Genomic DNA, 22,987 nt, shown 5'->3' with positions numbered 1-22,987 from the left:
GGGGTCAGAGGGCCAGGACGCCCAGATGCTCCAGCAGGATCATCGTGCCCAGACCGATCAGAGCGACACCGCCGATCAGTTCGGCCGCCTTGCCGAACTTCAAGCCGACGGCCTTGCCGATCAGCATGCCGATCGTCGTGGAGACGAAGGTGGTGAAGCCGATCGAGGCGGCGATCACCCAGATATTGGCGCCCAGGAAGGCCAGGCCCACGCCCACGGCCGCCGCGTCGATGCTGGTGCCGACGGCGGTGGCGATCAAGGCCCAGGGTCCGGACCTACGCGGGGTCTCGTCTTCTTCGGCCTCGCGCGGTTTGGCGCCTTCCCAGATCATCTTGCCGCCGACGATCGCCAGCAAGACGAAGGCGATCCAGTGGTCGATCCGCTCCACCAGACCGGCGGCGACCAGACCGAGACTCCAACCGATCAGAGGCGTGATGGCCTCGATGACGCCGAACACCAGACCGGCCTTCACGGCCTGAGGCACGGAGGGGCGATGCGAGGCGCCGCGGCCCACGGCGGCCGCGAAGGCGTCCGTGGACATGCTGAGCGATAGAATGGCGATGGTTCCTGGGGTCATGACGACATCAATCCACCGGACGCAAGACAGCGGCTCCACGCCGGCCGGTGCGGCGGTGGAGCGCGCTGGTCTCGCTAGGCGGTGTTTCCGCTGGTCGGACCACGCGTCGAACGCGAGTGTGTTGACCCGACCCCGGCGAACTTACGCCGGAAGCTACTCCCCAACAGGAAGCGGTTCCGTACACGTCTACCCGGTTGATTGGCAACCGCGGCAGATCGCCCATAACCCTAGAACCATCCGTCGGGCGCGACGCCCCGACCGAAGGATCAATCGAAAGGTTGAAGCGGTGCGCGACGAAGCTGCGCCAGGTTCGCGGAATTGGTGCAGAAACAGACGGTGCGGAGTTGTCGAAGCACGGTCTGGAAATGCTCGACCACGGCGTCGGTGGACACCGTCGCGGCCTTCAGCACCCCGGCGGCCTGTCCGACGATGTCGGCCCCCAGTCGAATAGCGCGGGCGACGTCCACCCCGTCACGCACCCCGCCTGACCCGATCACCACGGCGTCCGGGCAGGCGCGGCGCACATCGACGATGGCCTGAGGCGTGGTCACCCCCCAGTCGGCGAAGGCGGCGGCATGAATCCGGTCGAGCGGATCGGTCGCCCGCTCGCCCTCGATCAGGGCCCAGTTGGACCCGCCCGCCCCGGCGACGTCCACGGCGGCGGCGCCCATGTCGATCAGGCGGCGTGCGGTGCGGCCGGACAGGCCGGCCCCGGTTTCCTTGACCACGACAGGAACCTCGATCTTGCGGATCAAGGCTTCCAGCGCCGCCCCGACTCCCCACCAGTCACGGTCCCCCTCAGGCTGACAGGCTTCCTGGAGCGGGTTCAGATGCACGATCAGGGCGTCGGCCCCGATCATGGCCACCGCGCGTCGCGCCTCGTCCGGACCGAAGCCGCGCGTCAACTGCGCCGCGCCTATATTGGCCAGGATCGGCGTATCAGGCGCGCGCCGCCGCAGCCCCATGTCCAGACCGCCGCTGGCGACGCCCTCGATGGCGGCGCGCTGAGACCCGACCGCCAGGGCGATGCCCAGATGCTGGGCCGCCTCGGCCAGACGCGCGTTGACATCATCGGCCCGCGCCGGCCCGCCCGTCATCGCGCTGATCAGCAGCGGCGCCTTCAGCCGGCGGTCCAGAAAGTCCGCCCCCAGGTCGATCTTGTCGTGATCCAGATCCGGCAGGGCCTCGTGGACGAAGCGGATGGAGTCAAACCCGGCGTCGCGGGCGTGGCGCCCGCGCCCGGACAGCACCACATCGAGGTGCTGGTCCTTGCGGCCGGGCGAAACAGCGTCGGTCATTCCCCTCGCCTAGGACCTGATCGTGGCCCGGATGGGGCGATCAGGGCTGGCGTTCGACGGTCAGGGCATAGGCGCCGGTTTCATTGGGGCCCAGCGACCGGGCCCGAACCACGTACCAGCCGTCCTCCGGCGCCGTCCAATCCAGCTTGGCGTGGGTGTCCGATAGGCTGTCGTCGTCGGAAGCGATGCTGGTGAAGTCCTCGCCGTCCTCGCCCAGATCGATGAAGGCGTCGAAGGCGTTCGAGACCAGGGTGATCCGCAGCTTCTCGTCCTTTTTTGCCTGGAACCTGTAGGCGTCATAATAGGCGCCTTCGTCCGTCAGGGCGTCGGCGACGCTCAAGGTCCCGCGCGCCGTAGCGCCGACCAGAACACTACCCGGCTTGGGCTCGGGGCCGCGGTCGATCAGCTCCAGCGAATAGAGGCCCTTCTCGTCCGCCGTCAGGGGCGAGGCGCGAACCAGATAGTCGCCCGTTGACGGCAGGGTGAGGTTCAGCCGCGAATCCGTCCCCTCCCCCAGGCCGTCGTCGTCGGTGGCCAGGGCGGTGAACTCGTCCTCCGCAGATCCGATCGCGAGGACGGCGTCGAAATCGCCTGACCGCAGGACGGCCTGAACGCGCTGGCCTTCCGTCCCACTGAAGACATAGGCGGCATAATGTTTGCCGTCGTCGTCCTGGGGAGCGTCGGGCGTGATCTCGCCCTCGACCGTCTGACCGAAGGTCAGGGCGGACGGCGCCGGCGGCGGCGCGACCTCTTCGAGCGTCAGCTTGAACCGCCCCTCGCCGTCGCCGCTGAAAGCGCGGGCCTCGACCACATAGTCGCCGGCCTCTTCCAGGGTCTGGGCGATCCGGGAATCGGTGCCCGATCCGGCCCCGTCGTCATCCTCGGCCACGACCGAATTGTCCGACGCCTTGCGCAGGGTCAGATAGGTGTCGAAATCCTTGGACGACAGTTCAATGGCCACCCGCTGACCAGCCTCGACCGAGAACCGATAGAATTCCGCGCGCTGGCCCTCGTCGTTCGTGCCCGTTTCGTCGTCCAGGTTTCCATCGACGCTGTCGCCGATGGCGATGGGCTTGGCCGGTGGCGCCGGCGGCGCCTCCGTCAGACCGACCGTATAGCGGCCCTCGCCATCCTGAAGCGCGGTAGCGCGGATCACATACTCGCCCGCAGCCGGCGCCGTGAAGACCAGGCGCGAGTTCAACCCGTCGTCGGGTCCGTCGTCGTTCTGGCCCAGCTCGACGAAGTCCGATCCGTTCATCCGCCCGACCAGGACTTTCGGGTCAAAGGCTTCCGACTCCAAAGTGACGATCACCCGTTGTCCGGCTGCGGCGCGGAAGGCGTAGGCGTCATAGCGGCCGCCGTCCTCCTGTCCCGGATCACGCGCGGTCAGGTCTCCGGTCTGTTCGCCGCCGATGCGGAGCCCGGACGGACGCGGCGCACGCGGCGGGGCCGGGCGTTCCCGAAGCGACAGGCTGTAGTCGCCGCCGTCGAGGCTCGACAGGGTTCTGGCGCGCAGGATGTAGTTTCCGCTGGCCTCGGGCGTGAACCGCAGCCGCGCGTTCGTGTCTTCGTTCAGCCCGTCGTCGTCCTCAGCCAGCGGGGTGTCGGAACCCTCGGCGTAAAGGCCCAGATAGGCGTCGAACGCCTCCGCCCGCAGGACGGCTTCTAGCCGCTGGCCCGCGCGCGCTTCGAATCGGTAGTCGTCGTAGCGGTAGGCCTCGTCTCCGCTCGTGGCCGCGTCTCCATCGGTCAGGGCGCCGTTCACCGACGCCCCGACCCGCAGCGCCTGAACGTCCTGGGCCAGGGCGGGCGAAGCGGCCCAGACCAAGGCGATGGCGCTGACGGCGACGACGAGGGACGAACGGTTCATCGAGAAGACTCCAGAGTTTGAAGCCGATCATAGACGCCGAACCATGACGGCTGTAAATCGCCGCCATTCCCCTTTTGCATTCCCGGAGCCCCCATGTCGGCCGAGCCCACACGCGCGACCCTGATCGACGGCAAGGCCTTTTCGATCGCCCTGGTGGACCGCGTCGCCGCCGCCGCCGCCCGCTTGGAAGCCAGCCAGGGCGTCAAGCCGGGCCTGGCCGTCATCATCGTCGGCGAGGACCCTGCCAGCCAGATCTACGTCCGCAACAAGGGCGAGACGACCCTGCGCGCCGGCATGCGGTCCGACACCCACCGGCTGGACGAGACCACGACTCAGGACGAACTGCTGGCTCTGATCGCCCGTTTGAACGCCGATGCAGGTATCCACGGCATCCTGGTTCAGTTGCCCCTGCCGAAACACATCGACTCTTCTGTGGTGTTGGACGCGATAGATCCTGACAAGGATGTTGACGGTTTTCACGTCGTCAACGCTGGGCGCCTGGCCGTCGGCCTGCCGGGTCTGGTGCCCTGCACCCCCCTGGGCAGTCTGATGCTGCTGAAGGACCAGTTGGGCGATCTGACAGGCCTGAACGCCGTCATCGTCGGCCGGTCCAACATCGTCGGCAAGCCGATGGCGCAACTGCTGCTGGCTGAGAGCTGCACCGTCACCGTCGCCCATTCCAGAACCCGCGACCTGCCCGCCTTGTGCCGGACTGCCGACATTCTGGTCGCCGCCGTCGGCCGGCCGGAGATTATCAAGGGCGACTGGATCAAGCCGGGCGCGACCGTCATCGATGTCGGCATCAACCGCGTGCCTTCGGCCGACCCGGTCAAGGCGGCGGAGGGCAAGACCCGCGTCGTCGGCGATGTGGCTTTCAAGGAGGCGGTCGAAATCGCCGGCCGCATCACCCCCGTGCCTGGCGGCGTCGGGCCGATGACCATCGCCTGCCTGCTGGCCAACACCTATTCAGCGGCCTGCCGCTCCATCGGGGTCGAACCGGAGCCATTGGACGCTTGAAGCGTTGCGGTCCTGAGGCGATAGTCGCCGCACCGGCGCAACCGCCGACAGGGGAAAATCCATGGCTCGTCCAACCGCTCGCGCTCTGGCTCTGACCGCCGCTCTTGTCGCGGCGCCCGCCGTCACCGGATGCGGCTACAACACCATCCCGACCAAGCAGGAACGGGCTGAGGCGGCCTGGGCCGACGTCCAGGCCCAGTACCAGCGCCGCGCCGACCTGGTGCCCAATCTGGTCGCCACCGTCCAGGGCGCGGCGATCCAGGAACGCACCACCCTGACGGACGTGATCAACGCCCGCGCCCGCGCCACCTCGGTCAATGTCTCCGCCGCCGACCTCAGCAATCCGCAGGCCTTCCAGCAGTACCAGCAGGCGCAGGGCCAGCTGTCCGGCGCCCTGTCGCGCCTGCTGGTCTCGGTCGAGGCCTATCCGCAGCTTCAGGCCAACCAGAACTTCCTGACCCTCCAGTCCCAACTGGAAGGCACCGAGAACCGGATCACCATCGCGCGGCGCGATTACAATGAGGCAGTGCGCGACTACAACACCACCCTGCGCACCTTCCCGAACGTGATCTGGGCCAAGACGGCTCACGCGGGCTCCCAGCCGATGCAGCTGTTCACCGCCACGGCCGAGGCCCAGTCCGCGCCCCAGGTGAACTTCAACCTCGGCGGAACCCCGGCCGCGGCGCCGGGCGGCGGCGCCGCGCCGGTTACGCCGGGTTCGACCCCGCCGGCCCAGTGAACGCCCTCCCCGTTCGGACACGGCGTCCAGCGGGCGTCGTAGCGGTTCTGTTCGGTCTTATGACCGCCCTGCTGTTCGCCCTGCCGGCGAGTGCGCAGACGAAGCTGGACTTCCCGCCTCTGACTGGCCGGGTGGTCGATCAGGCTGATCTGCTGGACGCCGCGACCGAGCAGACGCTGACGGAAAAGCTCGCGGCGCTCGAAGCCAAGTCCAGTGATCAGTTGGTCGTGGTCACGGTCCGCAGCCTCCAGGACCAGGAGATCGAAGACTATGGCTACCAACTCGGACGGGCCTGGGGCATCGGTCAAAAGGAAGGCGACAATGGCGCCCTGCTGATCGTCGCCCCCACGGAACGCCGGGTGCGGATCGAGGTCGGCTACGGGCTCGAGCCCATTCTGACCGACGCCTTCTCGTCCATGATCATCCGCAATCAGATCCTGCCGGCCTTCCAAGAGGGCGATTATCAGGCTGGGATCGTCCGAGGCGTGGACGCCTTGATCACCCAGTTGGAACTTGATCCGGCCGAGGCCCAGGCGCGAGCGGCCGCCGCAGCGCAGGAAGAAGATAAGGCCGGCGCCGCGCCGATCCTGCCTATCGTGATCATGGCGGTGATCTTCATCCTCTTCCTTCTGGCGGCTGTCGGTTCGGCCGGACGCGGGCGTCGCCATCGCGGCGACAGCGTGACGCCCATTCTGCTATGGGCGGCGTCGGAAGCCCTGCGAAACGCCGGACGCGGCGGCGGAGGCGGTTTCGGCGGAGGCGGCGGTGGATTTGGCGGAGGCGGCGGCAGCTTCGGCGGCGGCGGCGCTTCGGGGGGATGGTGATGCGGTTCACGGACGAAGATCGGACGCGGGTCGCCGCCGCCATTGCTTCGGCCGAGGCCGGAACCTCGGGCGAAATCTTCTGCGTCGTCTCGCGCGGCGTGTCTTCTTACATGGACGTCAGCCTGGCCTGGGCGGCGGGCGCGGCCCTGCTGGCGCCCACGGTCCTGATCCCCTTGGGCTTTGATCTGTCCTGGCTGGTGGGCGACGCTTGGGAAGCCGCCCACGCCTCGGCCCAGTCTGCCAGCGTCGGCCAGGCCTTGGCGGCCTACGCCTTGATCCAGGCGGCGATCTTCGTCGGCGTCTTCCTGCTGACGCGGCTGCCGCCGATCCTGCGCTGGGTTACGCCTCGCGGTCTGCGTCGGGCCCGGGTACGCAAGGCGGCCCTGCAACAGTTCCTAGCCCACGGCGTCCATGTCACGCGGGAACGCACCGGCGTCCTGATCTTCGCCGCCCTCAAGGAACATCAGGTCGAGCTGATCGCCGACGAACTGATCCACCAGAAGGTCGACGAAGGCGTCTGGGCCGAAACTGTCGCTGTCCTGACCCGAGAGCTCAAGGCGGGGCGCCCCGTCGCCGGCTTCCAAGCCGCGGTCGAACGGTGCGGACAGATCCTGGCGGCCCACTTCCCGCCCCGCGCGACCAATCCCAATGAGTTGCCGGATCACCTGATCCTGCTCTGATCGTCGCATCGGGGTCGCAATCCGCGCCCAAAAGGCTTAGCCCTTCGCCCAAGTCTCGGCACGTTCTCGGGAAGCCATGCCCCGCCTTCTGACCTATAACGTCCATCGCTGCGTCGGCACGGACAAGCGCCTTGACGTTGATCGCATCGTCGCCGTCATCGGCGAACACGAACCGGACATCGTCTGCCTCCAGGAACTGGATGTCGGCCGCGTCCGCACGGGGAAGATCGATCAGGCCGAGGCTATCGCCGAGGGTTTGGCCATGACCTCGCGCTTCCATCCTGCGATGCGGGTGGAGTCCGAACTTTACGGCGACGCCATATTGACGCCCCATCCCGAGCGGTTGATCCGCGCCGACGCCCTTCCCACTGTTCGAGGCATTCCAGGGCTGGAGCCGCGGGGCGCCATATGGTCCGAGGTCGAAATCGACGGCGTCGCAATCAATGTGCTGAACACCCACCTTGGCCTGGTCCCGCGCGAACAGAGGCTGCAGGCGGCCGCTCTGGCGGGGACCGGCTGGCTGGGGGGCTGCGTCGGGCCGACGTTGTTGGCCGGCGACTTCAACGCCACCTCCATCACCCGCCCCTATCAGACCCTGGCGCGAAAGCTCGGGGACTGCCAGCGGCTGCTGAACCTAAAACCGTCGGTGAAAACCTTCCCCTCCGGCTTTCCGGCCATCCGCATCGATCATTGTTTCGTCAGTCCGGAACTCCATATCACGGGGGTCAAGGCGGATTTTTCCCCCCTAGCCCGCGTGGCCTCGGATCACCTGCCGTTGATCATCGACTTCGAGCTTGTTCAGCCTGGGGCCTGACCGCCTTCCGACATTGGTCGGGTCCGTTGCGACCGGTTCAGTCGTTTCCACGGACGCCAGGCGTCGGTTGAAGAGGTGGGGTCGCCCAACTGCCATTCGGCGAAGATCCGCTGGATCCGCGTCGGCGGGTCCGACCCCAGCGGTTTCAACCGATCGCTGACGAAGCTGCAGATCGCGGCGCCGGTCGACCCCATGACGGCCTCGACGGCCGCAAAATCCTGAGCCGGCACGCCGATCCAGTGTCCTATGGTGCGGTGGCGATGATTGGTGATCACTTCGCGCCCCGCCGCATCGGTCGGCTCGGCGGCGATGTCGCACTCGGTGTCCAGCCCCATCGACCGGTTGTTCAGATTGGAAGATCCGATGCGCAGCAGCCGGTCGTCGATGATCGACACCTTGGCGTGGACGATGATCCGGTCGCCCTCGGCCGTCAGGGGGGCGAAGGCGAAGAAGCGGTTGTACTTGTCCGCCTGTTCCAGTCGGTACAGCACCTCGGCGCGCGCCGTATCCATGGTCATGCTGTCGAACCAGCTGGGGCTCTTGCCGGTCGAGATCACCACCACCTCCGGCCCGTCCACCTCAGCCAGCCGCTCGGCCAGCGCGGCGGCGATCACCGGCGAGGTGAAATACTGGTTCTCGAAATAGATCAGCTTTTTGGCCCGCCGGATGGACTCCAGGTGTAGAGCCTCGTTTTCACGAACCTCGTGCCGTCCGCTCCATTTCGGTTCGGTGCGCGCGATGCCCACAGGGACCTCGGTCATCTGTACCGGAACGCCGTCCGGCCAGGGGTCGCTATCGACCTCATCGGGTATGGTCCGTTCCCAGGTCGCCTTGAACCAGCGTTCCCGCGCCAGATCGCCCAGAGCCCGGGCCGCCGAACCGTCCATGACGCTCATCACCTCATGGCGGGCCTTGCAAATCAGGCCGTTCGGCAGGGCGCGTCGCGGATCCCCGTCAAAATGATCTTCTGAATCCCACCGGTCGGTCGAGATGTCGCCGCCGCCGCAGAAGGCCACACGATCGTCGATGACAATCACTTTCTGATGGTGACAGGCGCCGATCGGTCCTGGCGAATCCATGCGGAACTCGACCATGCGCTTGCGAAACCAGCGCTGCGCCCTGTGGGGATAAAAGCCCTGTGACGCCGCGATCAACAGCGGCGACTTCCAGATCAGCAGCCGGATATCCAGATCCGGCTTTCGTTTCACAAGCATTCGCAGCTGATGACCGATCTCGAACTGTTTATCGCTCGGTCGTGTCTCGGGATCCAGATGGGTGCGTGGGTCGAACTGCCAGCCCAGCACGACAATGGATCGCTCGGCCTTGTTCAGCGCCGAGGACAGGGCGTCGAAATAGGCCTCATTCTCCATCAGGACGGAAAATCGGTGCGCGACTTCGCTGCGCCAGACGCCCGCTCCCGGGGTCAGCAGACTGCCGTCATAGCTGTCGCTGTCTTGGGTCATTCAGCCTGCCTGCCCGATTCGCATGACACTGCGATGGGGACGCCTCGCCTCCTCCGTTTCATGCGCGCCACGTTCGGTCAATCTTTACGCGGCGGGATTGTGACGTTCGCCAAAAGAGCGCATAAGGCTGGCGGCCATGGGGGCTGTGGGAGACGCCGTCATGCAGGCGCTGGTGGAACTGATTGCGGGCTTCATAGCCTTGCTGGCCGCCGCCGTCCTGTCGCAATTCGGCGTCGATATTCACTCGCCGCAATCCGCAGAGCGTGAAGTTCACCGCGTGTCGGACTGCCCTGCCGAGAAAGCCGCGACCTTCGCCGCTGACGCCGACCGCGACTGCTAAGAACGAACAGTCCACGGCTCTAAGATCTCTACGTCTTGGACCTTGCGTTTCAAGCCGCTAGGGTCGAATCGGCGCGTTTCGCGCGCCGCGCGCATGAATCGAGCTCGACGCCTGATGAAATCCCGTAACCGGCCGCCGCTGAAGCTAACAGACGAAGACGCCGTCGCGCCCGTCGAGGCGCCTGACGACGCAGCGGTTGAGACGGAGGTCGAACAGACGCCGATCGAGGCGGAAACGCCGCCCGAGCCGTCTTTGGAACTGGATCCCCTGCCCGCGCCGCCGCCTGAACGCCCGATCTCGGAACGTCGTCGTCGTCGCATGGCGGAGGAGGCGCGTCAGGCCCAGCTACGCGCCGCCGCTCCTCCGCCGCCCCTGCAGCAGCCCGCGCCCGAAGACCTCGTGGCGGAGGCTTCGGAGGAACCGCCCCTGGCGTCCCCCGAGATCATCGCCGAGCCCACGCCGGACTCGACGGCCGCCGTCGAGATGGCCGTGACCGCCGGTCAGCCGCCTGCGCCCTCTGATATGACTTGGCCGCCGATGCTGCGCTCCAGCGTATCGGAACGCGCCTCGACCGCAGCGCGCAGCCAGACCGCATACCTGATCGCGGCCCTGGCCTCGACCCTGTGGGTCGGCGGGGTCGCCTCCTGGGCCGCCTTCGAACTCGGGGCGAGCGGCGCCGAACTGGATCCGCTCCGGCTGGCCATCTATGGCCTGATCGCCCTCGCGCCTGTGGGATTGGTCATCATGCTGGCCCACGCCTTGCGCCAAGGCGCCGGATTGGCGGCCGAGACCCGCCGCGCCCGCGATCTCGCCGAGGCCCTGGTCGCCCCCACTGCTCTCGCGGCCCAACAGACAGGCCAGGTGCTGAGCACTTTGCGTTCCGACATCGACCATGCTGCCTTGGCCGCAGAGAGCGCTCGCAACGACATGGCCCTGCTGCGTCAGGCCCTGATGGAAGAGACCAACCGTTTGAACGAGGCGGCCGAAAACGCCGGCCGCACCGCCCGCCGACTGACCGAGAACCTGGCTCGCGAACGCGATCAGATGCAGACTCTCGGCCTTCATCTCGATAGCCAGGCCACCAGCGTCATCGACGCCGTCGAACGCCAGTCCCGCATGGTCGCCGACGCCTCCGACCTGGCCCAGGCCCAGCTTCGAGAGGCCGAGGCCGCTCTGGCTGCGCGCGCCGCCGACCTGGCCGCCGCCGCCGGCGAGGCCCAGGACGCCGCCCGCGTCGCCGCCGACGACCTGGCCCGCCAGACGATCCGCTTGGAGAACGCCGGCACCGGCGTCGCCGAACAGATTCAATCGGTCGAAGAGGGTCTCAGCCAGCAACGCGCCGCCCTGGTCACCGCCGCCTACGCCCTGCGCACTGACCAGGAAGACTTTTCCGCCCAGGTCGAAAGCCAGCGCGCCCAATTCGTTGAAAACCTGTCGGCTACCCGCACCGCGCACGACGAGATGAACCGAACCTCCCAGGTCTCGATCGAGAGCCTGCGCGAAATCCTGGAAGCCGCCGGCGACCAATTCCGGGCCCTGGTCGACATGTCTCAGCGCGAGGCCGACGGCTTCGACGCCGCGACAAAGGTTTCTCTGGACCGGTTTGAGGCCCTGGCGGCCGACGCCCGCGACACCCTGATGGAAGAGACCCGCCGCGCCCTGGAGCAGATGCGCGCCACGGCCGAGGATTCCCGCGCCGCCGCCGCCGATGCCTCCGAACAGGCCCGTCTCCGCGCTGATCGCCTGGGCGAGGCCCTGTTCGAGGCGGCGCAGAAGGCCGATCAGGCCGCCGACGCCCGCATCGAGGACGCTCGCCGCATCGTCGGCGAAACCTCCGGCTTGGTCGACAAGGCCGGCGAGCGGATGGTCCAGCGGCTGGAAAGCCTGGTCGACCGCTTGAACTCGGCCCTGTCCGAGATCGACACCGCCGTCGCCGACGTGGACGAACGGGCGGCCCGCCTCCCGGAACAGGCTCGCGCCAGGGTCGAGGCCGTACGCGCCAGTGTCGAACAGGGCCTGTCATCCCTGGCCGCCGCCTCGCGTAAGGCGGCCGAGGATACCGAAGCCCTGGACATCGGCTTCCAGGAACGGGTCCGCCGCAACTACGACATGCTGACGGAAGCCGTGCGACTGATGGGCGTGGTCTCCGGCGACGCGCCCGCTAGCCGTCACCGCGAGCCCCTGGCTGAACCCGAACGCACCCGCCCGTCCCGACCGTCGCTGGACGAGTCTTCGCAGGAGCGGGCCGGCGACCGGAGTTTCGGTCTGCGCAATCGCCTTCGTTTGTCCCCGGCCGAGGCGCCGCGCCCGACGCCCGCTCCCGAAGGCGGTCTGGACTGGAACGATCTCGTCTCCGATGGTCAGGACGAGGCCCCGCTGGAGCTGGAGCGTCCGGCCGTCGACGCCGCCGACTCGGTCGCCCTGTCTGATCGGGTCGCCGCCGCGATCCGTCGGATGGGCGTCGATCCCAACGCGCTTCTGCCGCGTTCGCGCGTCGAGGAGGCGGCCCGGTTGTTCGGCGGCGGCGACCCCGACGGCGCCCGTCGCATTGTCCGCCGCGTCGCGCCGGCCGCCGTGCGCAGCGTCTCGCGCCGCGTGCTGAGCGACCCTGAGCTGCGCGCCGACGCCGAACGCTATGTGGTCGTCTTCTCTCAGGACCTCGCAGCCTACGCCCGAAGCGGGGACGCCCAGGCGGTTCAAAACCGGCTCGCCTCCGACAGTGGCCGCGCCTTCATGCTGCTCGACGCGGCGGTCGGCGATCTCGGTTGAGGCTTGACGCCGCGATGAAGTTCACGCCACCTAGCGAACGTCACGAAAGCGTCATGCTGGGTGAGGGTAAGGTCTGAATGACCATCGAGATCGACAGCTCAGGCCGACCTGACCGACGCCCCGGTATCGCGATCTGCGCCTATGACGCGGATTCCGGCTGGGACATGGTCGAAGATCTGTCGGGCGAGGCCTGGAACCCGCCCGGCGCCCGCACTGTCAGCATCTCTTCTGATGATCCGGCGCGTTTGGCGGAACGATTGGGCGATCATCTGAGAAACGGTGATTGCCGCGCGGTCCTGCTGGTGGGAAGGGCCGCCAAGAGCAATGGTTTTCGTATGCAGATGCGGGCAGAGAACCGCGCTCTCGATCAGGAAGAGCGCCTATCGCAAACCGGGCCCGGTCTGGCGCGCACGACGGCCCCGGTCGCCGACATTGTCCGAGCCATCAATGCCACCGGCATTCCCGCAGATGCGACGTCGGAGGCAGAGGCGGACGTCGGCTCCTACCTGCTCTATCGCGTGCTGGTCGAACTCGCCGACGGTCCGCACACGCCCGCCGTCGGTCTGCTGCGCACCCCGGTGACGGCCGACGAGAACACGGTTAAGCGAGCGATCAAAGCTGCGGCCTCCGTCATGGCCGGCCAGATGGCCCTGCTGCCCCGCGCCTAAGCCCGCGCGCTGAGCATCGGCTTCAGCGCCAACCCCGCCAACAATCCCAGGCCGGCAAGCCCTGCCATCGCCAGATATCCCCCCGCGCCCCCGGCGTCGTACAGCGGACCACTCGCCAGGGTCGCGACGCCGATCAACACCCCCGCCGAAAGGGTGGAGTTCAGAGTTTGGGCGGCCGTCTGGCTGTCGCGCGGCGCCAGTCGTTCGATAAGCTCGACGCCGGCGAGGTAGTTGGCGGCGAAGCTGACGGCGTGAAGCGCCTGAAGCGGCCACAGCGCCCACAAGGGCGGTGCGGCGGCCATGAACACCCAACGCACCATCGCCGCCCCCGCCGCGATCATCAATATGGGCCACGCCCCTATGCCCCGCCGCCGTCGCCACGGCTCGAAAAACCACATCAACGCGATCTCTGCGACGACGGCGAAGGCCCACAAGATGCCGGTAAGATGCGGTTCAATCCCCTGCTCGCGCCACAGGATGGCGGAGAATCCGTAATAGAAGGCGTGCGCCGCCTGCACGGTCCCAATGGCCGCAAGCGCGGTTACCAGCACCGGGTCCTTCAGCAGCCGACCCATGCCGCGAAACCGGTCCCACCCGGCCAGCGGCGGTCCGTCATGGACGGGCTCCTCCGGCAGCACCCGCCAGGCCGTCACCCCAATGCCGACGCAGATCAGGGTTACGCCCACGATGACCGCATCGCTGCCCGCCGTCCTCAGCACGAACCCCATGGCGATATTGGCTGCAACGAAGGCGGCAGAGCCGAAACCGCGCGGCACGGCGAAGGCGAAGCCTTCCCGCCGCGCCCGTCGCAGGACCAGCACATCGGTCAACGGCAGGATCGCCGCCGCGCCGGTCGCGGCGATAAACCAGCAGGCCGCCCAGGCCAGGAAGCCGTCCACAAGGCCCGCCGAGGCGTACCCGAGGGCCGAGAGGCCCGCCAGCAGGGCGATGGGCGTCCTGCGATACTTGAACCCGTCGGCCCAGACGGCGATGGCCGGCCCCGTGACCAGCCGCCCCAGCATCGGCGCCGCCAGGAGAATTCCGATCTCCGCCCCGCTGAGTCCTTGCGCCTTCATCCAGAGGCCAGCGTACGGCAGGCTGACGCCCAGCCCGCCGTACATCAAGGCGTAGTGCGACGCCGCGCGCCATTTCGAGGCGAATCCCATAGCGGCCGCAATAGCAGAAGTTCCGGCCGTCTCGACCGGTTTGCTCTGCGGCCGTCGCAGTCTAGGGTGATTTCATGACAGCGAGTCGCAACCTGATCGTCTTCTCCGCCCTCAACGGGGCCATGGCCATAGGGCTGGGGGCTTTCGCCGCACACGGGGCTGGGCCGCAGGTTAAGACCCTGCTGTCGACCGGCGCCCACTACCAGCTGTCTCATGCCGTCTTCGCCTTCGCCTGCGCCCTTTGGACCAGCGGCGGAAATCTGGCGCGGCTCGCCGGATGGCTGGGCGCAGCGGGCGGTCTGATCTTCTGTCTGGCCCTGGCCCTGGTCGCTCTCCTCAGCCTGTCCGCCATGGGCGCCGTCGCACCGGTCGGCGGCCTGCTTATGATCGCCGGTTGGCTTTGCCTGGCCTTTGCGGCATTCCGTTCATAACGCTCAGTACGGCCAAGCTTGGGCCGAGTAGAAAGACCGCCACGCATGGCCTTTTCCGCGCCTCTCGAACCTCGCCGGGACCTCTATCCGGAGATCGAGCCTTTCGCGTCCGGCTGGATGACGTCCGACGACGTTCATGAAATCTACTACGAGGAAAGCGGCAACCCCCAGGGTCTTCCGGTCGTGGTTCTGCACGGCGGGCCGGGCGGCGCGGTCAATCCGGGCATGCGGCGCTTCTTCGACCCTGCCAAGTATCGGATCATCATGTTCGACCAGCGCGGCTGCGGCCAGTCGCGACCGAACGCCTCGCTCGAGAACAACACCACCTGGACCCTGATCGAGGATATCGAACGCCTGCGGGAACGTTGCGGCGTCGACAAATGGGTCGTGTTCGGCGGCTCGTGGGGTTCGACCCTGTCGATGGCCTATGCGATCACCCACCCTGAACGCGTCCGCGCCCTGGTGCTTCGCGGCATATTCTTGCTGACCAAGAAGGAACTGCACTGGTTCTACCAGGACGGCGCCTCGATGATTTTCCCGGACGCCTGGGAAAGGTTCGTCGCACCAATTCCGGAGGCCGAGCGCGGCGATCTGATGGGCGCCTATTACAAGCGGCTGATTGGCGACAATGTCGCCGAACGCGAAAGATGCGCCGTGGCCTGGTCCAGCTGGGAAGGCGAAACCGTCAGTGTCGAAGGCCCGAACGCCAGGCCCGATAAATTCTCCGAACCCGAGTTCGCCCTCGCCTTCGCCCGGATCGAGAACTGGTTCTTCACCAACGCGGGCTTCTTCCCGGAAGACGGCTGGCTCCTGAAGAATGTGGACCGGATGCGCCACATTCCCTGCTGGATCGCCCAAGGTCGGTTCGACGTGGTCACGCCTATCGCCAGCGCCTGGGCCCTGCATCGCGCCTGGCCCGAGGCGAAACTGGACATTGTCGGCGACGCCGGCCACGCCTCGTCGGAACCCGGCATCGTCGATAGCCTCGTTCGCGCGACGGATTGGGCGCTCGACGTCTGACGTCTCCTCCCCGCACAGCGGAGAGGAGACAAAGACTTAGCTCGCTTTACGCAGACGGGCGTCAACGCTCCACGAACCTGCGCCTGCGGCGAGCAGATACAGGAAGATGAAGCAGAACAGGATGGCCGCATCGCCGCCGTTCACCGCCGGATAGGGGCTGGAGGGGGCGTGGAACATCCAGTAGGCCACGGCCATTTCACCGGCGAGGATGAAGGCGACCGGCCGGGTGAAGGCGCCGAGCACCAGCAGAGAGCCGCCGACCAGCTCCAGGATCGCGCCGATCCCGAACAGCGACAGGATCTCGACCTGGCCCGGCTGGGCGCCTTCCGGGAATCCGAACAGTTTCACCACGCCGTGGGCCAGGAACAGCACGCCGGCGACGATACGCAGCACCGCACGAAAATGCGGCGACGAGGTTTCAAGTTGGTTGAACATCTGATGATCTCCTCCCCGATTGGGGACTGTCCCGCGTCAGGCGGGTTGTCCGACCGAACCTTGTTCGGCCGGACAGATTGATCCGAAAACGCTGACCGTGTCGATCAGGCCGCGTCCACCAGGACAATCTCGGCGTCCGAGATGGCCTTGACCGTGACGACGTCTTCCTGGGCGATGGCGGCGCCGTCGCGGGCGTTCAGGCGAACGCCATTGACCTCGATCTCGCCCTTGGCCGGCACCAGATAGGCCCGGCGGTTCGATCCCAACGCATAGTCGGCGCTGTCGCCGGCGTTCAGGGTCGCCGCCACGATCCGCGCATCGGTGCGGATCGGCAGAGCATCCGTATCGCCCTCAAAGCCCGAGGCCAGGACCACGAACTGGCCCGAGCGCTCGCCCTTGGGGAAGGGCTTGGAGCCCCAGCTGGGCGCCTCGCCACGCTTGGTCGGCTCGATCCAGATCTGGAAGATTCGGGTCAGTTCCGGCTCGGCGTTGTATTCGGCGTGACGGATGCCGGTGCCCGCGCTCATCACCTGGACGTCGCCGGCCACGGTGCGGCCTTTGTTGCCCAGGCTGTCCTCATGGGTGATGGCCCCGTCGCGGACATAGGTGATGATTTCCATGTCGGCGTGCGGGTGGGGCGGGAAGCCGGTTCCGGCGGCGATCTCGTCGTCGTTCCAGACCCGCAGATTGCCCCAGCTCATCCGCTTGGGGTCATAATAGTTGGCGAAGGAGAAGTGATGCTTGGCGTTCAACCAACCATGGTTGGCGCCGCCCAGCGATTCAAAAGGTCTGCGCTCGATCATCGGTCTATCCTCAGGCCGGGCCGTCCCGGCGTCATTGGCTTGACGCCAAGATAGAGATCGGCGACCGAACAGAAATAGAAACCCCTGAAACTCATCGTTTCCAACGCGGAGTCCGCCATGTCCCGCCTGCCCGATCTCGAGGCCATGGCCATCTTCGCCAAGGTGGCGGAGGCCCAGTCCTTCTCCGGCGCGGCCGACGCCATGGGGCTTTCCAAGGCGACCGTGTCCAAGGCGGTGACGCGGCTGGAGCAGCAGTTGAAGACCACCCTGCTCCACCGAACCTCGCGCCGCTTCGCCCTGACCGACGCGGGCCGCACCCTGGCGGCGCGCGCAGGCCTGATGTTGGCCGAGGCGGAAGGGGCGGTGTCCGAAGCCCTGGATATGTCCGTCACCCCTCGCGGACTGGTGCGGCTGGCCGCCCCCATGTCCTTCGGCATGGCCTATGTCGCCCCCGCCCTGCCCGAGTTTCTCGCCACCCACCCGGACGTCTCAATCGACCTGCACCTGTCGGATGAAGTGATCGATCTGGTCGGCGGCGGCTTCGACTGCGCCCTGCGCATTGCCGCCCTGCCCGACTCATCGCTGACCGCACGGCGGCTGCGGCCGGTCGAACGCTATCTGGTCGCCTCGCCCGACTATCTGGCCCAGCGCGGTCGGCCGAGCCATCCGGACGATCTCGAACGACATTCCTGCCTCGGCTACGCCTATATGCCGACGCCCGACGTCTGGCGGTTCGTCGACGATGCGGGCGAAGAGGTGGTGGTGCGGCCGCGCGGCCCGCTGCGCGCCAACAACTCCGACGCCCTGATCGCCTCGCTGTGCGCAGGGCTCGGCGTCTCGCCCTTGCCGGACTTCATCTACTGGAAGGACGTCGCCAGCGGCCATCTGGAGACGGTGATGACCGACTGGCGCCTGCCCCCCATCGCCCTGCACCTTGTCGCGCCCAGCAGCGGACCGCGTCCCGCGCGGGTCACGGCCCTGATGGACTATCTGGCCAAAAAGTTCAGCGCGCCTTTGTGGCCCGGCGACACCGCCGGCCGCTAAGGCCTCAGCCGCACTTGACCTGCTGGATCACGCCGGACGCCTCGTCATAGACGAAGTTCACCCGGTTCTCGCGATAGTCCATGGTGGAGGCGCAGGAGGTGCACAGGACGCGGAAGGTCTGACCTTCCGGCGCGCTCGGAACGGTCGAGCGGTTGCGGCCGACATAGGCCTGATAGTCCTCGACCTTGCAGGCCTTGAAGGCGGCGTCGCCGCCCGGGGTCCTTATGGTCACGGGCGCTTCCGTAGGCGCGCACGCCGACAGCGCGAAGCCTGCTGCCAACAGGGAGCTAAGGATCAAGGCGGTCTTCATGGTCGTCTCTCCTCGGGTCGCGGTTCAGCCGCAGCGGACCTGTTCAATCACGCCGGTGTCGGCATTGTAGAAGATGTTCAGCCGGTAGGCCGAGAAATCCTGGGTCACCGGGCAGGTAGTGCAGGTCACACGGCGGTTGACCACGTCCACCGGTACGGGAATCTCTGTGCGTTGCCTGCCGACCAGATATTGCAGTTCTCCGGCCTTGCAGACGTCGGTCGTCTGGGCGGTCGGCATGCGGCTGCCCACCGGCGGGTTCAGCTGCGCGCGTTCCACGGTGCGGGGCGCCGGCTGTTCAGCGACGGGCGTAGAACACCCCGCGAGCAGCACCAGGGCGATCAGGCCGCCTTTTCCCAGCGTCCCTCGTCCGTCTGGCGCCAATAGGCCAGATTGGCGCCGTCTGCTTTCAGCGCCTTCCAACGCGCCCGCGCATTCTGGAGCGCCGGCTCGTCCCGTCCGTCGAAAATGATGAAGCATCGTTCGAACCCTTCCGTCACGCCCAGTTCTGCGTCGTCGACGATGAACAGCGCCTGAGCGCCGTTCAGGTTCTCTCCCGATTCGCTCAACAGTACAGGCTGACGATCCGCGTTGGGCTGATCCGCCCGGCCATGCGGCAGGAAGCTTTCTTCGTGAAAGGTCCACAGACGCTCGTCGACATCGTCCAGCCGATGTGCATGCGACGACTTGATCATAGCCCGCCAGCCCCGCTCGAGCGTCTTCTCGAGCAGGGTCGGCAGCACCTGGTCCAGCGTGGAACGCTCCAGGTGGTAGAACCAGATTTCGGGCTTGCCGCTCATCCGGCTCTACCGTCCGGCACTCAGGCTTCGTAAGCGTCGGCCACCATACGATCCAGCGTGCGCACGGCAAAGCCGACGCCGCCTTCCGGCACGGTGGGACTGGGGCTCTTATTGGCCCAAGCGGTCGGGGCGATGTCCAGGTGCGCCCACGGCACGCCGTTGGTGAAGCGTTGCAGGAACAGGGCGGCGGTGATCGAACCGCCGGCGCGGCCGTTGCCGGTGTTCTTCACGTCGGCGATCTTCGAATCGATATGTTGTTCGTAGATGGCCGGGATCGGCATGCGCCAGAAGTTCTCGCCCACCTTCTTGGACGCAGCCAGGATCGGATCGGCCACCGCGTCGGAGTTGGAGAAGACGCCGGCGTAATCCAGGCCCAGGGCCACGATCATGGCGCCCGTCAGGGTGGCCAGATCGATCATGAATTTCGGCTTGAACCGCTCCTGCGTGTACCAAAGGGCGTCGGCCAGGACGAGGCGGCCCTCGGCGTCGGTGTTGATCACCTCGACCGTCTGGCCCGACATCGACACGACCACGTCGCCCGGACGCTGGGCGTTGCCGTCCGGCATGTTTTCGACCAGGCCCAGCACGCCGATAGCGTTCACCTTGGCCTTGCGCCCGGCCAGGGCGATCATGGTCCCAGTCACGGCTGCCGCGCCGCCCATGTCCCACTTCATGTCTTCCATGCCGTCGGCTGGCTTGATCGAGATGCCGCCGGTGTCGAAGCAGACGCCCTTGCCGACGAAGGCGATCGGCTGGCCGCCCGCCTCGCCACCCTTCCACTGGATCACGGCCAGCTGGCTCTCGCGGCGGCTGCCCTGGCCCACGCCCAGCAGGGTGCGCATGCCCAGCTTCTCCATCTCGGCCTCGCCCAGGATCTCGACCTCCAGGCCCAGGCTTTCCAGCGCCTTGACCCGTTTGGCGAACTCGGCCGGGTACAGGACGTTGGCGGGCTCGGACACCAGATCGCGGGCGAAGATCACGCCGTCGGCGACGGCCGACAGCGGCTCCAGCGCAGCCTCGGCGGCGCGAAGATCAGAGGTCACGACCCGGATCGCGGTGATCGACGGGATCTTGTCGGCCTTTTGCGTGGTCCGATACTTGTCGAACCGATAGGCGGCCAGACGCGCGGCGAAGCCGACGCGCGCCGCCTGTTCCGGCGTCAGGTTCGAGGCGTCGATGGTCAGGACCTCGGCGCCCGACAGTTTCACGGCCGCATAGGCGTTGCCGCCAAAGGCTTCAACGGCAAGGTCATCGACCTTGTCGGCCGCACCGGCGCCGACCAGCAGGATGGCGTCGGCGTTCACGCCCGACGGCGCGGCGACGCTCAGCGTCTGGCCCGGCTTGCCGACGAAACGGCCCTTGCTCATCGCCCGGGTCAGGGCGCCGCCGGACTTGGCGTCCAGCTCCGCACCAGAGCCCGCCAGGGTCCGGTCCTCATGGACCGGCACAGCGAGAATTTCAGCAGCGTCTACGGCGGCGACGAACTCGATCTTCATTCAGCGACTCCAGCCAGGCCCCACCCGGCGTTTACAACGTAAGAAAAAGACAAACGGCGCGTCTGCTTGTCGCGGACGCGCCCTCCTGTGCTACTAGATGCGCTTCATTATCGCCGCCTGCAACCGGGCGAAGTCCATCCGCCCATGACCCTGATTCAAAGATACCTTTTCCGCCAGATCTCGCTGCCCGTGGTTGCAGCCTGCGCCTCCCTGGCCGGGATCGGAATCCTGAGCCAGAGTTTGGACCAACTCGAGGTCATCGTCGAGCGCGGCCAGAGCGTGTGGGTGATGGTCAAACTGACCCTGCTCGCCCTGCCTCAGCTGCTGGCGGTGATCCTGCCGATCGGTCTCTTTGTCGGAGTTCTGATCGCCCTGACCCGGATGCAACGCGAGCAGGAACTGACGGCGGCCTTCGCCGGCGGCATGACGCGGTGGCAGGTAATTGCGCCCGCCGCGCGCCTGGCTGTTCTGGTGCTGATCCTCAACCTCTTCATGACCCTGTTCGCCCAGCCCTGGGCCCAGCGCGAGGCCCGCAACCAAGCCTTTGCCATACGCACGGACCTGGCGGCCCTGTTGGTCGAGGAGGGTCAGTTCGTCCAAGGGCCGGACGGTCTGACGGTCTATGTCCAGCAGATCGAACAGAACGGCCTGCTGAAGAACATGTTCGTCTATTTGGACGACGGCAAATCGACCCAGAACTGGAGCGCGGCCGAAGCGCGGTTCGGCCGCGACGCCGCTGATGAGCCGGTCTTGACCATGATCGACGGCTCCTGGCAAAAATACTCGTCGCGCGGCGTGCTGGAGACCCTTTCCTTCGACCGATACGACTTCCCCCTGGGTCAGTTTTCGGCCGTCACCGAACAAATTCGCTACAAGCCGGCCGACCTCTATCTGCGCCAGTTGCTGAACCCCACGCCCCGCGTCCTCGATACCGCAGGGTCACGCGGCGAGCTCCTGGCCGAGGCGCACGCCCGCATTTCGGCGCCGCTATATGCCTTAGTCGCTGTGGCCCTGGCCCTGGCCGCCATAATGGGCGGGTCCTTCAGTCGCACCGGCTATTCGCTCCGTATCGCCAAGGCCGCCGGCGCCTTCCTGCTGGTCCGGGTAATCGGCTATGGGCTGGTCGCCGCCAGCGCCTGGAACCCCTGGATGAACATCCTTCAATATCTGGCGCCCTTGATCGCTGTCGCCCTGTCGGCACGCCTGTTGTTCCGTGCGCTTAAGCCTGGAAGACGCCGCGAACACCCCATCCTTGACCGGATGCGGGCCCAATTCCGCGCGAGGTTCGCATGACCCTGGCCCTGCCGTCCCTCACCTCTCTCAATCCGCCCCGCCTGGGCCGGATCGAACGCTATGTCCTGGTTCAGCAGCTTCGGTCTTTGGGGGTCGCCCTCGCGGTGATCGGGGCCCTGGTCATGCTAATCGATTTCGTCGAGGTGTCTCGCGGTGTCGGTTCGGACCAGGATTTGTCGGCTCTACGCATCCTGGGCTTGGTGGCGCTGAAGTCACCCTCGGTGATCGTACAGCTTCTTCCTTTCGTGTTCCTGTTCGGCACCCTGGCCGCCTATATCGGCCTGAACCGGCGCAGTGAACTGATCGCGATGCGGGCGGCGGGCGTGTCGGCCTGGCGTTTCGTGCTTCCGGCGGCCGGAATGGCCTTGGTGCTGGGCGTCCTGACCGTAACTGTGCTCGGTCCTCTGGCGTCGGCGGGCGACGGCCTGTGGCAGCGGGAGCGCGCGCGCATTTCCGGCGCAGCGCCGGACGCAAGCTCCAACGCCGCCATCTGGCTGCGGGAAGGCGACGACCAGCGCCAGATGATCATACGCGCCGGACGTCAGGATCGCGCCAACGCCCGTCTGCTGGACGTCACCTTCTTCATCTACACGACCGACTCGACGGGCAATCGCGACTTCTCGGAACGGATCGACGCCCAGTCCGCCGCCCTCAGCGCCGGCCGCTGGCGGCTGACCAATGCGGTCGGCGCCAGCATCGGCCAGCGCGCCGTGACCTATTCCAGCCTCGACCTGATCTCCAGTCTCGCCGACGAAGAGGCGTTCGAGCGGTTCGCCCGCCCACAGTCCACGCCCTTCTGGTCGCTGCCGAACCAGATCGAGCGAATCGAGAACGCCGGCTTCGCCTCGACCGCCTACCAACTGCGGTTCCAGCAGTTGCTGGCGACGCCCCTGGTCTTCGCAGCCATGTCGATCCTGGCGGCCGCCTTCTCTCTACGCCTTATGCGGCTGGGCGATCTGGCAAAGATGAGCATCGCCGCCGTGGTGCTGGGCTTCGCCTTCTTCTTCATGAACCAGTTTTCTTCCGCCATGGGTTCGGCCGAGGTCGTTCCACCGCTCGTGGCGGCCTGGCTTCCGCCCATATTGACGGGCCTCGCCGCCTTCACCTTGCTGTTCTATACCGAAGACGGCTAA

General features: G+C 66.9%; 24 protein-coding genes. 13 read left to right on the top strand and 11 right to left on the bottom strand.

Annotation, left to right across the window (positions count from 1 at the left end):
• Window positions 1–4: 4 nt before the first annotated feature.
• The 3 genes from PKE72_RS14805 to PKE72_RS14795 all read right to left on the bottom strand — a co-directional run bounded on the left by PKE72_RS14805 (window position 5) and on the right by PKE72_RS14795 (window position 3,745).
• Window positions 5–577 (bottom strand): manganese efflux pump MntP, encoded by a 573-nt coding sequence (locus PKE72_RS14805; RefSeq protein WP_271166140.1) that lies wholly within the window; start codon window positions 575–577, stop codon window positions 5–7.
• 266 nt (window positions 578–843) lie between these two features.
• A complete protein-coding gene (fni, locus tag PKE72_RS14800; RefSeq protein ID WP_271166139.1) occupies window positions 844–1,875 on the bottom strand; it encodes a type 2 isopentenyl-diphosphate Delta-isomerase in 1,032 nt (343 codons plus the stop codon).
• A 40-nt stretch (window positions 1,876–1,915) separates the two neighbouring features.
• Window positions 1,916–3,745 carry a PPC domain-containing protein gene (locus PKE72_RS14795; protein ID WP_271166138.1) on the bottom strand — a complete coding sequence of 610 codons (1,830 nt, stop codon included), beginning with the start codon at window positions 3,743–3,745 and terminating at the stop codon, window positions 1,916–1,918.
• Between the two features lie 93 nt (window positions 3,746–3,838).
• Here PKE72_RS14795 and PKE72_RS14790 point away from each other — a divergent pair, with 93 nt between their 5' ends.
• From PKE72_RS14790 to PKE72_RS14770, 5 genes are all read left to right on the top strand, one after another.
• The gene (locus tag PKE72_RS14790; protein ID WP_271166137.1) at window positions 3,839–4,762 is read left to right on the top strand and encodes a bifunctional methylenetetrahydrofolate dehydrogenase/methenyltetrahydrofolate cyclohydrolase; all 924 of its coding nucleotides are present in this window, start codon (window positions 3,839–3,841) and stop codon (window positions 4,760–4,762) included.
• 61 nt (window positions 4,763–4,823) lie between these two features.
• Complete coding sequence (locus PKE72_RS14785; protein WP_271166136.1) at window positions 4,824–5,501, top strand: LemA family protein; 678 nt, start codon at window positions 4,824–4,826, stop codon at window positions 5,499–5,501.
• Window positions 5,502–5,560: 59 nt separating this feature from the next.
• The gene (locus PKE72_RS14780) at window positions 5,561–6,325 is read left to right on the top strand and encodes a TPM domain-containing protein (protein ID WP_271166135.1); all 765 of its coding nucleotides are present in this window, start codon (window positions 5,561–5,563) and stop codon (window positions 6,323–6,325) included.
• Window positions 6,325–7,005, top strand: coding sequence for a TPM domain-containing protein (locus PKE72_RS14775; protein ID WP_271166134.1), 681 nt, complete (start codon window positions 6,325–6,327; stop codon window positions 7,003–7,005). Before PKE72_RS14780 ends, PKE72_RS14775 begins: the two co-directional genes overlap by 1 nt.
• A 76-nt stretch (window positions 7,006–7,081) precedes the next feature.
• Window positions 7,082–7,819, top strand: a complete 738-nt coding sequence (locus PKE72_RS14770; protein WP_271166133.1) for an endonuclease/exonuclease/phosphatase family protein — start codon at window positions 7,082–7,084, stop codon at window positions 7,817–7,819.
• Here PKE72_RS14770 and PKE72_RS14765 read toward each other — a convergent pair.
• Entirely contained in the window at window positions 7,804–9,282 is a 1,479-nt protein-coding gene (locus PKE72_RS14765) for a phospholipase D-like domain-containing protein (protein ID WP_271166132.1), read from the bottom strand. The genes PKE72_RS14770 and PKE72_RS14765 overlap by 16 nt on opposite strands.
• A 136-nt stretch (window positions 9,283–9,418) precedes the next feature.
• On the opposite strand from PKE72_RS14765, the gene PKE72_RS14760 reads away from it, so the two are divergent.
• The 3 genes from PKE72_RS14760 to PKE72_RS14750 all read left to right on the top strand — a co-directional run bounded on the left by PKE72_RS14760 (window position 9,419) and on the right by PKE72_RS14750 (window position 13,059).
• Window positions 9,419–9,622: a hypothetical protein gene (locus tag PKE72_RS14760; protein WP_271166131.1), complete on the top strand. Its 204-nt coding sequence runs from the start codon at window positions 9,419–9,421 to the stop codon at window positions 9,620–9,622.
• Window positions 9,623–9,736: 114 nt separating this feature from the next.
• On the top strand, window positions 9,737–12,391 hold the full coding sequence (locus tag PKE72_RS14755; RefSeq protein WP_271166130.1) for a coiled-coil domain-containing protein: 2,655 nt from the start codon (window positions 9,737–9,739) through the stop codon (window positions 12,389–12,391).
• 77 nt (window positions 12,392–12,468) lie between these two features.
• Window positions 12,469–13,059, top strand: coding sequence for a C15 family peptidase (locus PKE72_RS14750; RefSeq protein ID WP_271166129.1), 591 nt, complete (start codon window positions 12,469–12,471; stop codon window positions 13,057–13,059).
• On the opposite strand, the gene PKE72_RS14745 is transcribed toward PKE72_RS14750, so the two are convergent.
• Window positions 13,056–14,225, bottom strand: a complete 1,170-nt coding sequence (locus PKE72_RS14745) for an MFS transporter (RefSeq protein WP_271166128.1) — start codon at window positions 14,223–14,225, stop codon at window positions 13,056–13,058. The genes PKE72_RS14750 and PKE72_RS14745 overlap by 4 nt on opposite strands.
• A 74-nt stretch (window positions 14,226–14,299) precedes the next feature.
• On the opposite strand from PKE72_RS14745, the gene PKE72_RS14740 reads away from it, so the two are divergent.
• Both PKE72_RS14740 and pip read left to right on the top strand, forming a co-directional pair.
• Window positions 14,300–14,656 (top strand): DUF423 domain-containing protein, encoded by a 357-nt coding sequence (locus PKE72_RS14740; RefSeq protein ID WP_271166127.1) that lies wholly within the window; start codon window positions 14,300–14,302, stop codon window positions 14,654–14,656.
• A gap of 45 nt (window positions 14,657–14,701) precedes the next feature.
• Window positions 14,702–15,676 (top strand): prolyl aminopeptidase, encoded by a 975-nt coding sequence (pip, locus tag PKE72_RS14735; protein ID WP_271166126.1) that lies wholly within the window; start codon window positions 14,702–14,704, stop codon window positions 15,674–15,676.
• Between the two features lie 36 nt (window positions 15,677–15,712).
• Here pip and PKE72_RS14730 read toward each other — a convergent pair whose 3' ends face one another.
• Window positions 15,713–16,111, bottom strand: coding sequence for a DoxX family protein (locus PKE72_RS14730; RefSeq protein ID WP_271166125.1), 399 nt, complete (start codon window positions 16,109–16,111; stop codon window positions 15,713–15,715).
• Between the two features lie 104 nt (window positions 16,112–16,215).
• Window positions 16,216–16,914, bottom strand: coding sequence for a pirin family protein (locus PKE72_RS14725; protein ID WP_267513234.1), 699 nt, complete (start codon window positions 16,912–16,914; stop codon window positions 16,216–16,218).
• A 117-nt stretch (window positions 16,915–17,031) separates the two neighbouring features.
• On the opposite strand from PKE72_RS14725, the gene PKE72_RS14720 reads away from it, so the two are divergent.
• Window positions 17,032–17,958, top strand: coding sequence for a LysR family transcriptional regulator (locus PKE72_RS14720; RefSeq protein WP_271166124.1), 927 nt, complete (start codon window positions 17,032–17,034; stop codon window positions 17,956–17,958).
• A 4-nt stretch (window positions 17,959–17,962) separates the two neighbouring features.
• Here PKE72_RS14720 and PKE72_RS14715 read toward each other — a convergent pair whose 3' ends face one another.
• From PKE72_RS14715 to PKE72_RS14700, 4 genes are all read right to left on the bottom strand, one after another.
• Window positions 17,963–18,190, bottom strand: a complete 228-nt coding sequence (locus PKE72_RS14715; RefSeq protein ID WP_271166123.1) for a hemolysin — start codon at window positions 18,188–18,190, stop codon at window positions 17,963–17,965.
• 102 nt (window positions 18,191–18,292) lie between these two features.
• A complete protein-coding gene (locus PKE72_RS14710) occupies window positions 18,293–18,544 on the bottom strand; it encodes a hypothetical protein (protein WP_271166122.1) in 252 nt (83 codons plus the stop codon).
• Between the two features lie 62 nt (window positions 18,545–18,606).
• Window positions 18,607–19,065: a DNA polymerase III subunit chi gene (locus PKE72_RS14705; RefSeq protein WP_271166121.1), complete on the bottom strand. Its 459-nt coding sequence runs from the start codon at window positions 19,063–19,065 to the stop codon at window positions 18,607–18,609.
• 20 nt (window positions 19,066–19,085) lie between these two features.
• Window positions 19,086–20,561, bottom strand: coding sequence for a leucyl aminopeptidase (locus tag PKE72_RS14700; protein ID WP_271166120.1), 1,476 nt, complete (start codon window positions 20,559–20,561; stop codon window positions 19,086–19,088).
• A gap of 144 nt (window positions 20,562–20,705) precedes the next feature.
• Here PKE72_RS14700 and PKE72_RS14695 point away from each other — a divergent pair, with 144 nt between their 5' ends.
• Window positions 20,706–21,854, top strand: coding sequence for an LptF/LptG family permease (locus tag PKE72_RS14695; RefSeq protein WP_271166119.1), 1,149 nt, complete (start codon window positions 20,706–20,708; stop codon window positions 21,852–21,854).
• The gene (gene lptG / locus PKE72_RS14690; RefSeq protein ID WP_271166118.1) at window positions 21,851–22,987 is read left to right on the top strand and encodes an LPS export ABC transporter permease LptG; all 1,137 of its coding nucleotides are present in this window, start codon (window positions 21,851–21,853) and stop codon (window positions 22,985–22,987) included. The genes PKE72_RS14695 and lptG overlap by 4 nt, the downstream gene beginning before the upstream one ends.

Source organism: Brevundimonas intermedia, assembly GCF_027922165.1.
In the GTDB taxonomy this organism is placed as follows: Bacteria; Pseudomonadota; Alphaproteobacteria; order Caulobacterales; family Caulobacteraceae; genus Brevundimonas; species Brevundimonas intermedia.
Note: the sequence above shows the minus strand (reverse complement) of the source record. Positions and strands in the feature narration are given on the sequence as shown.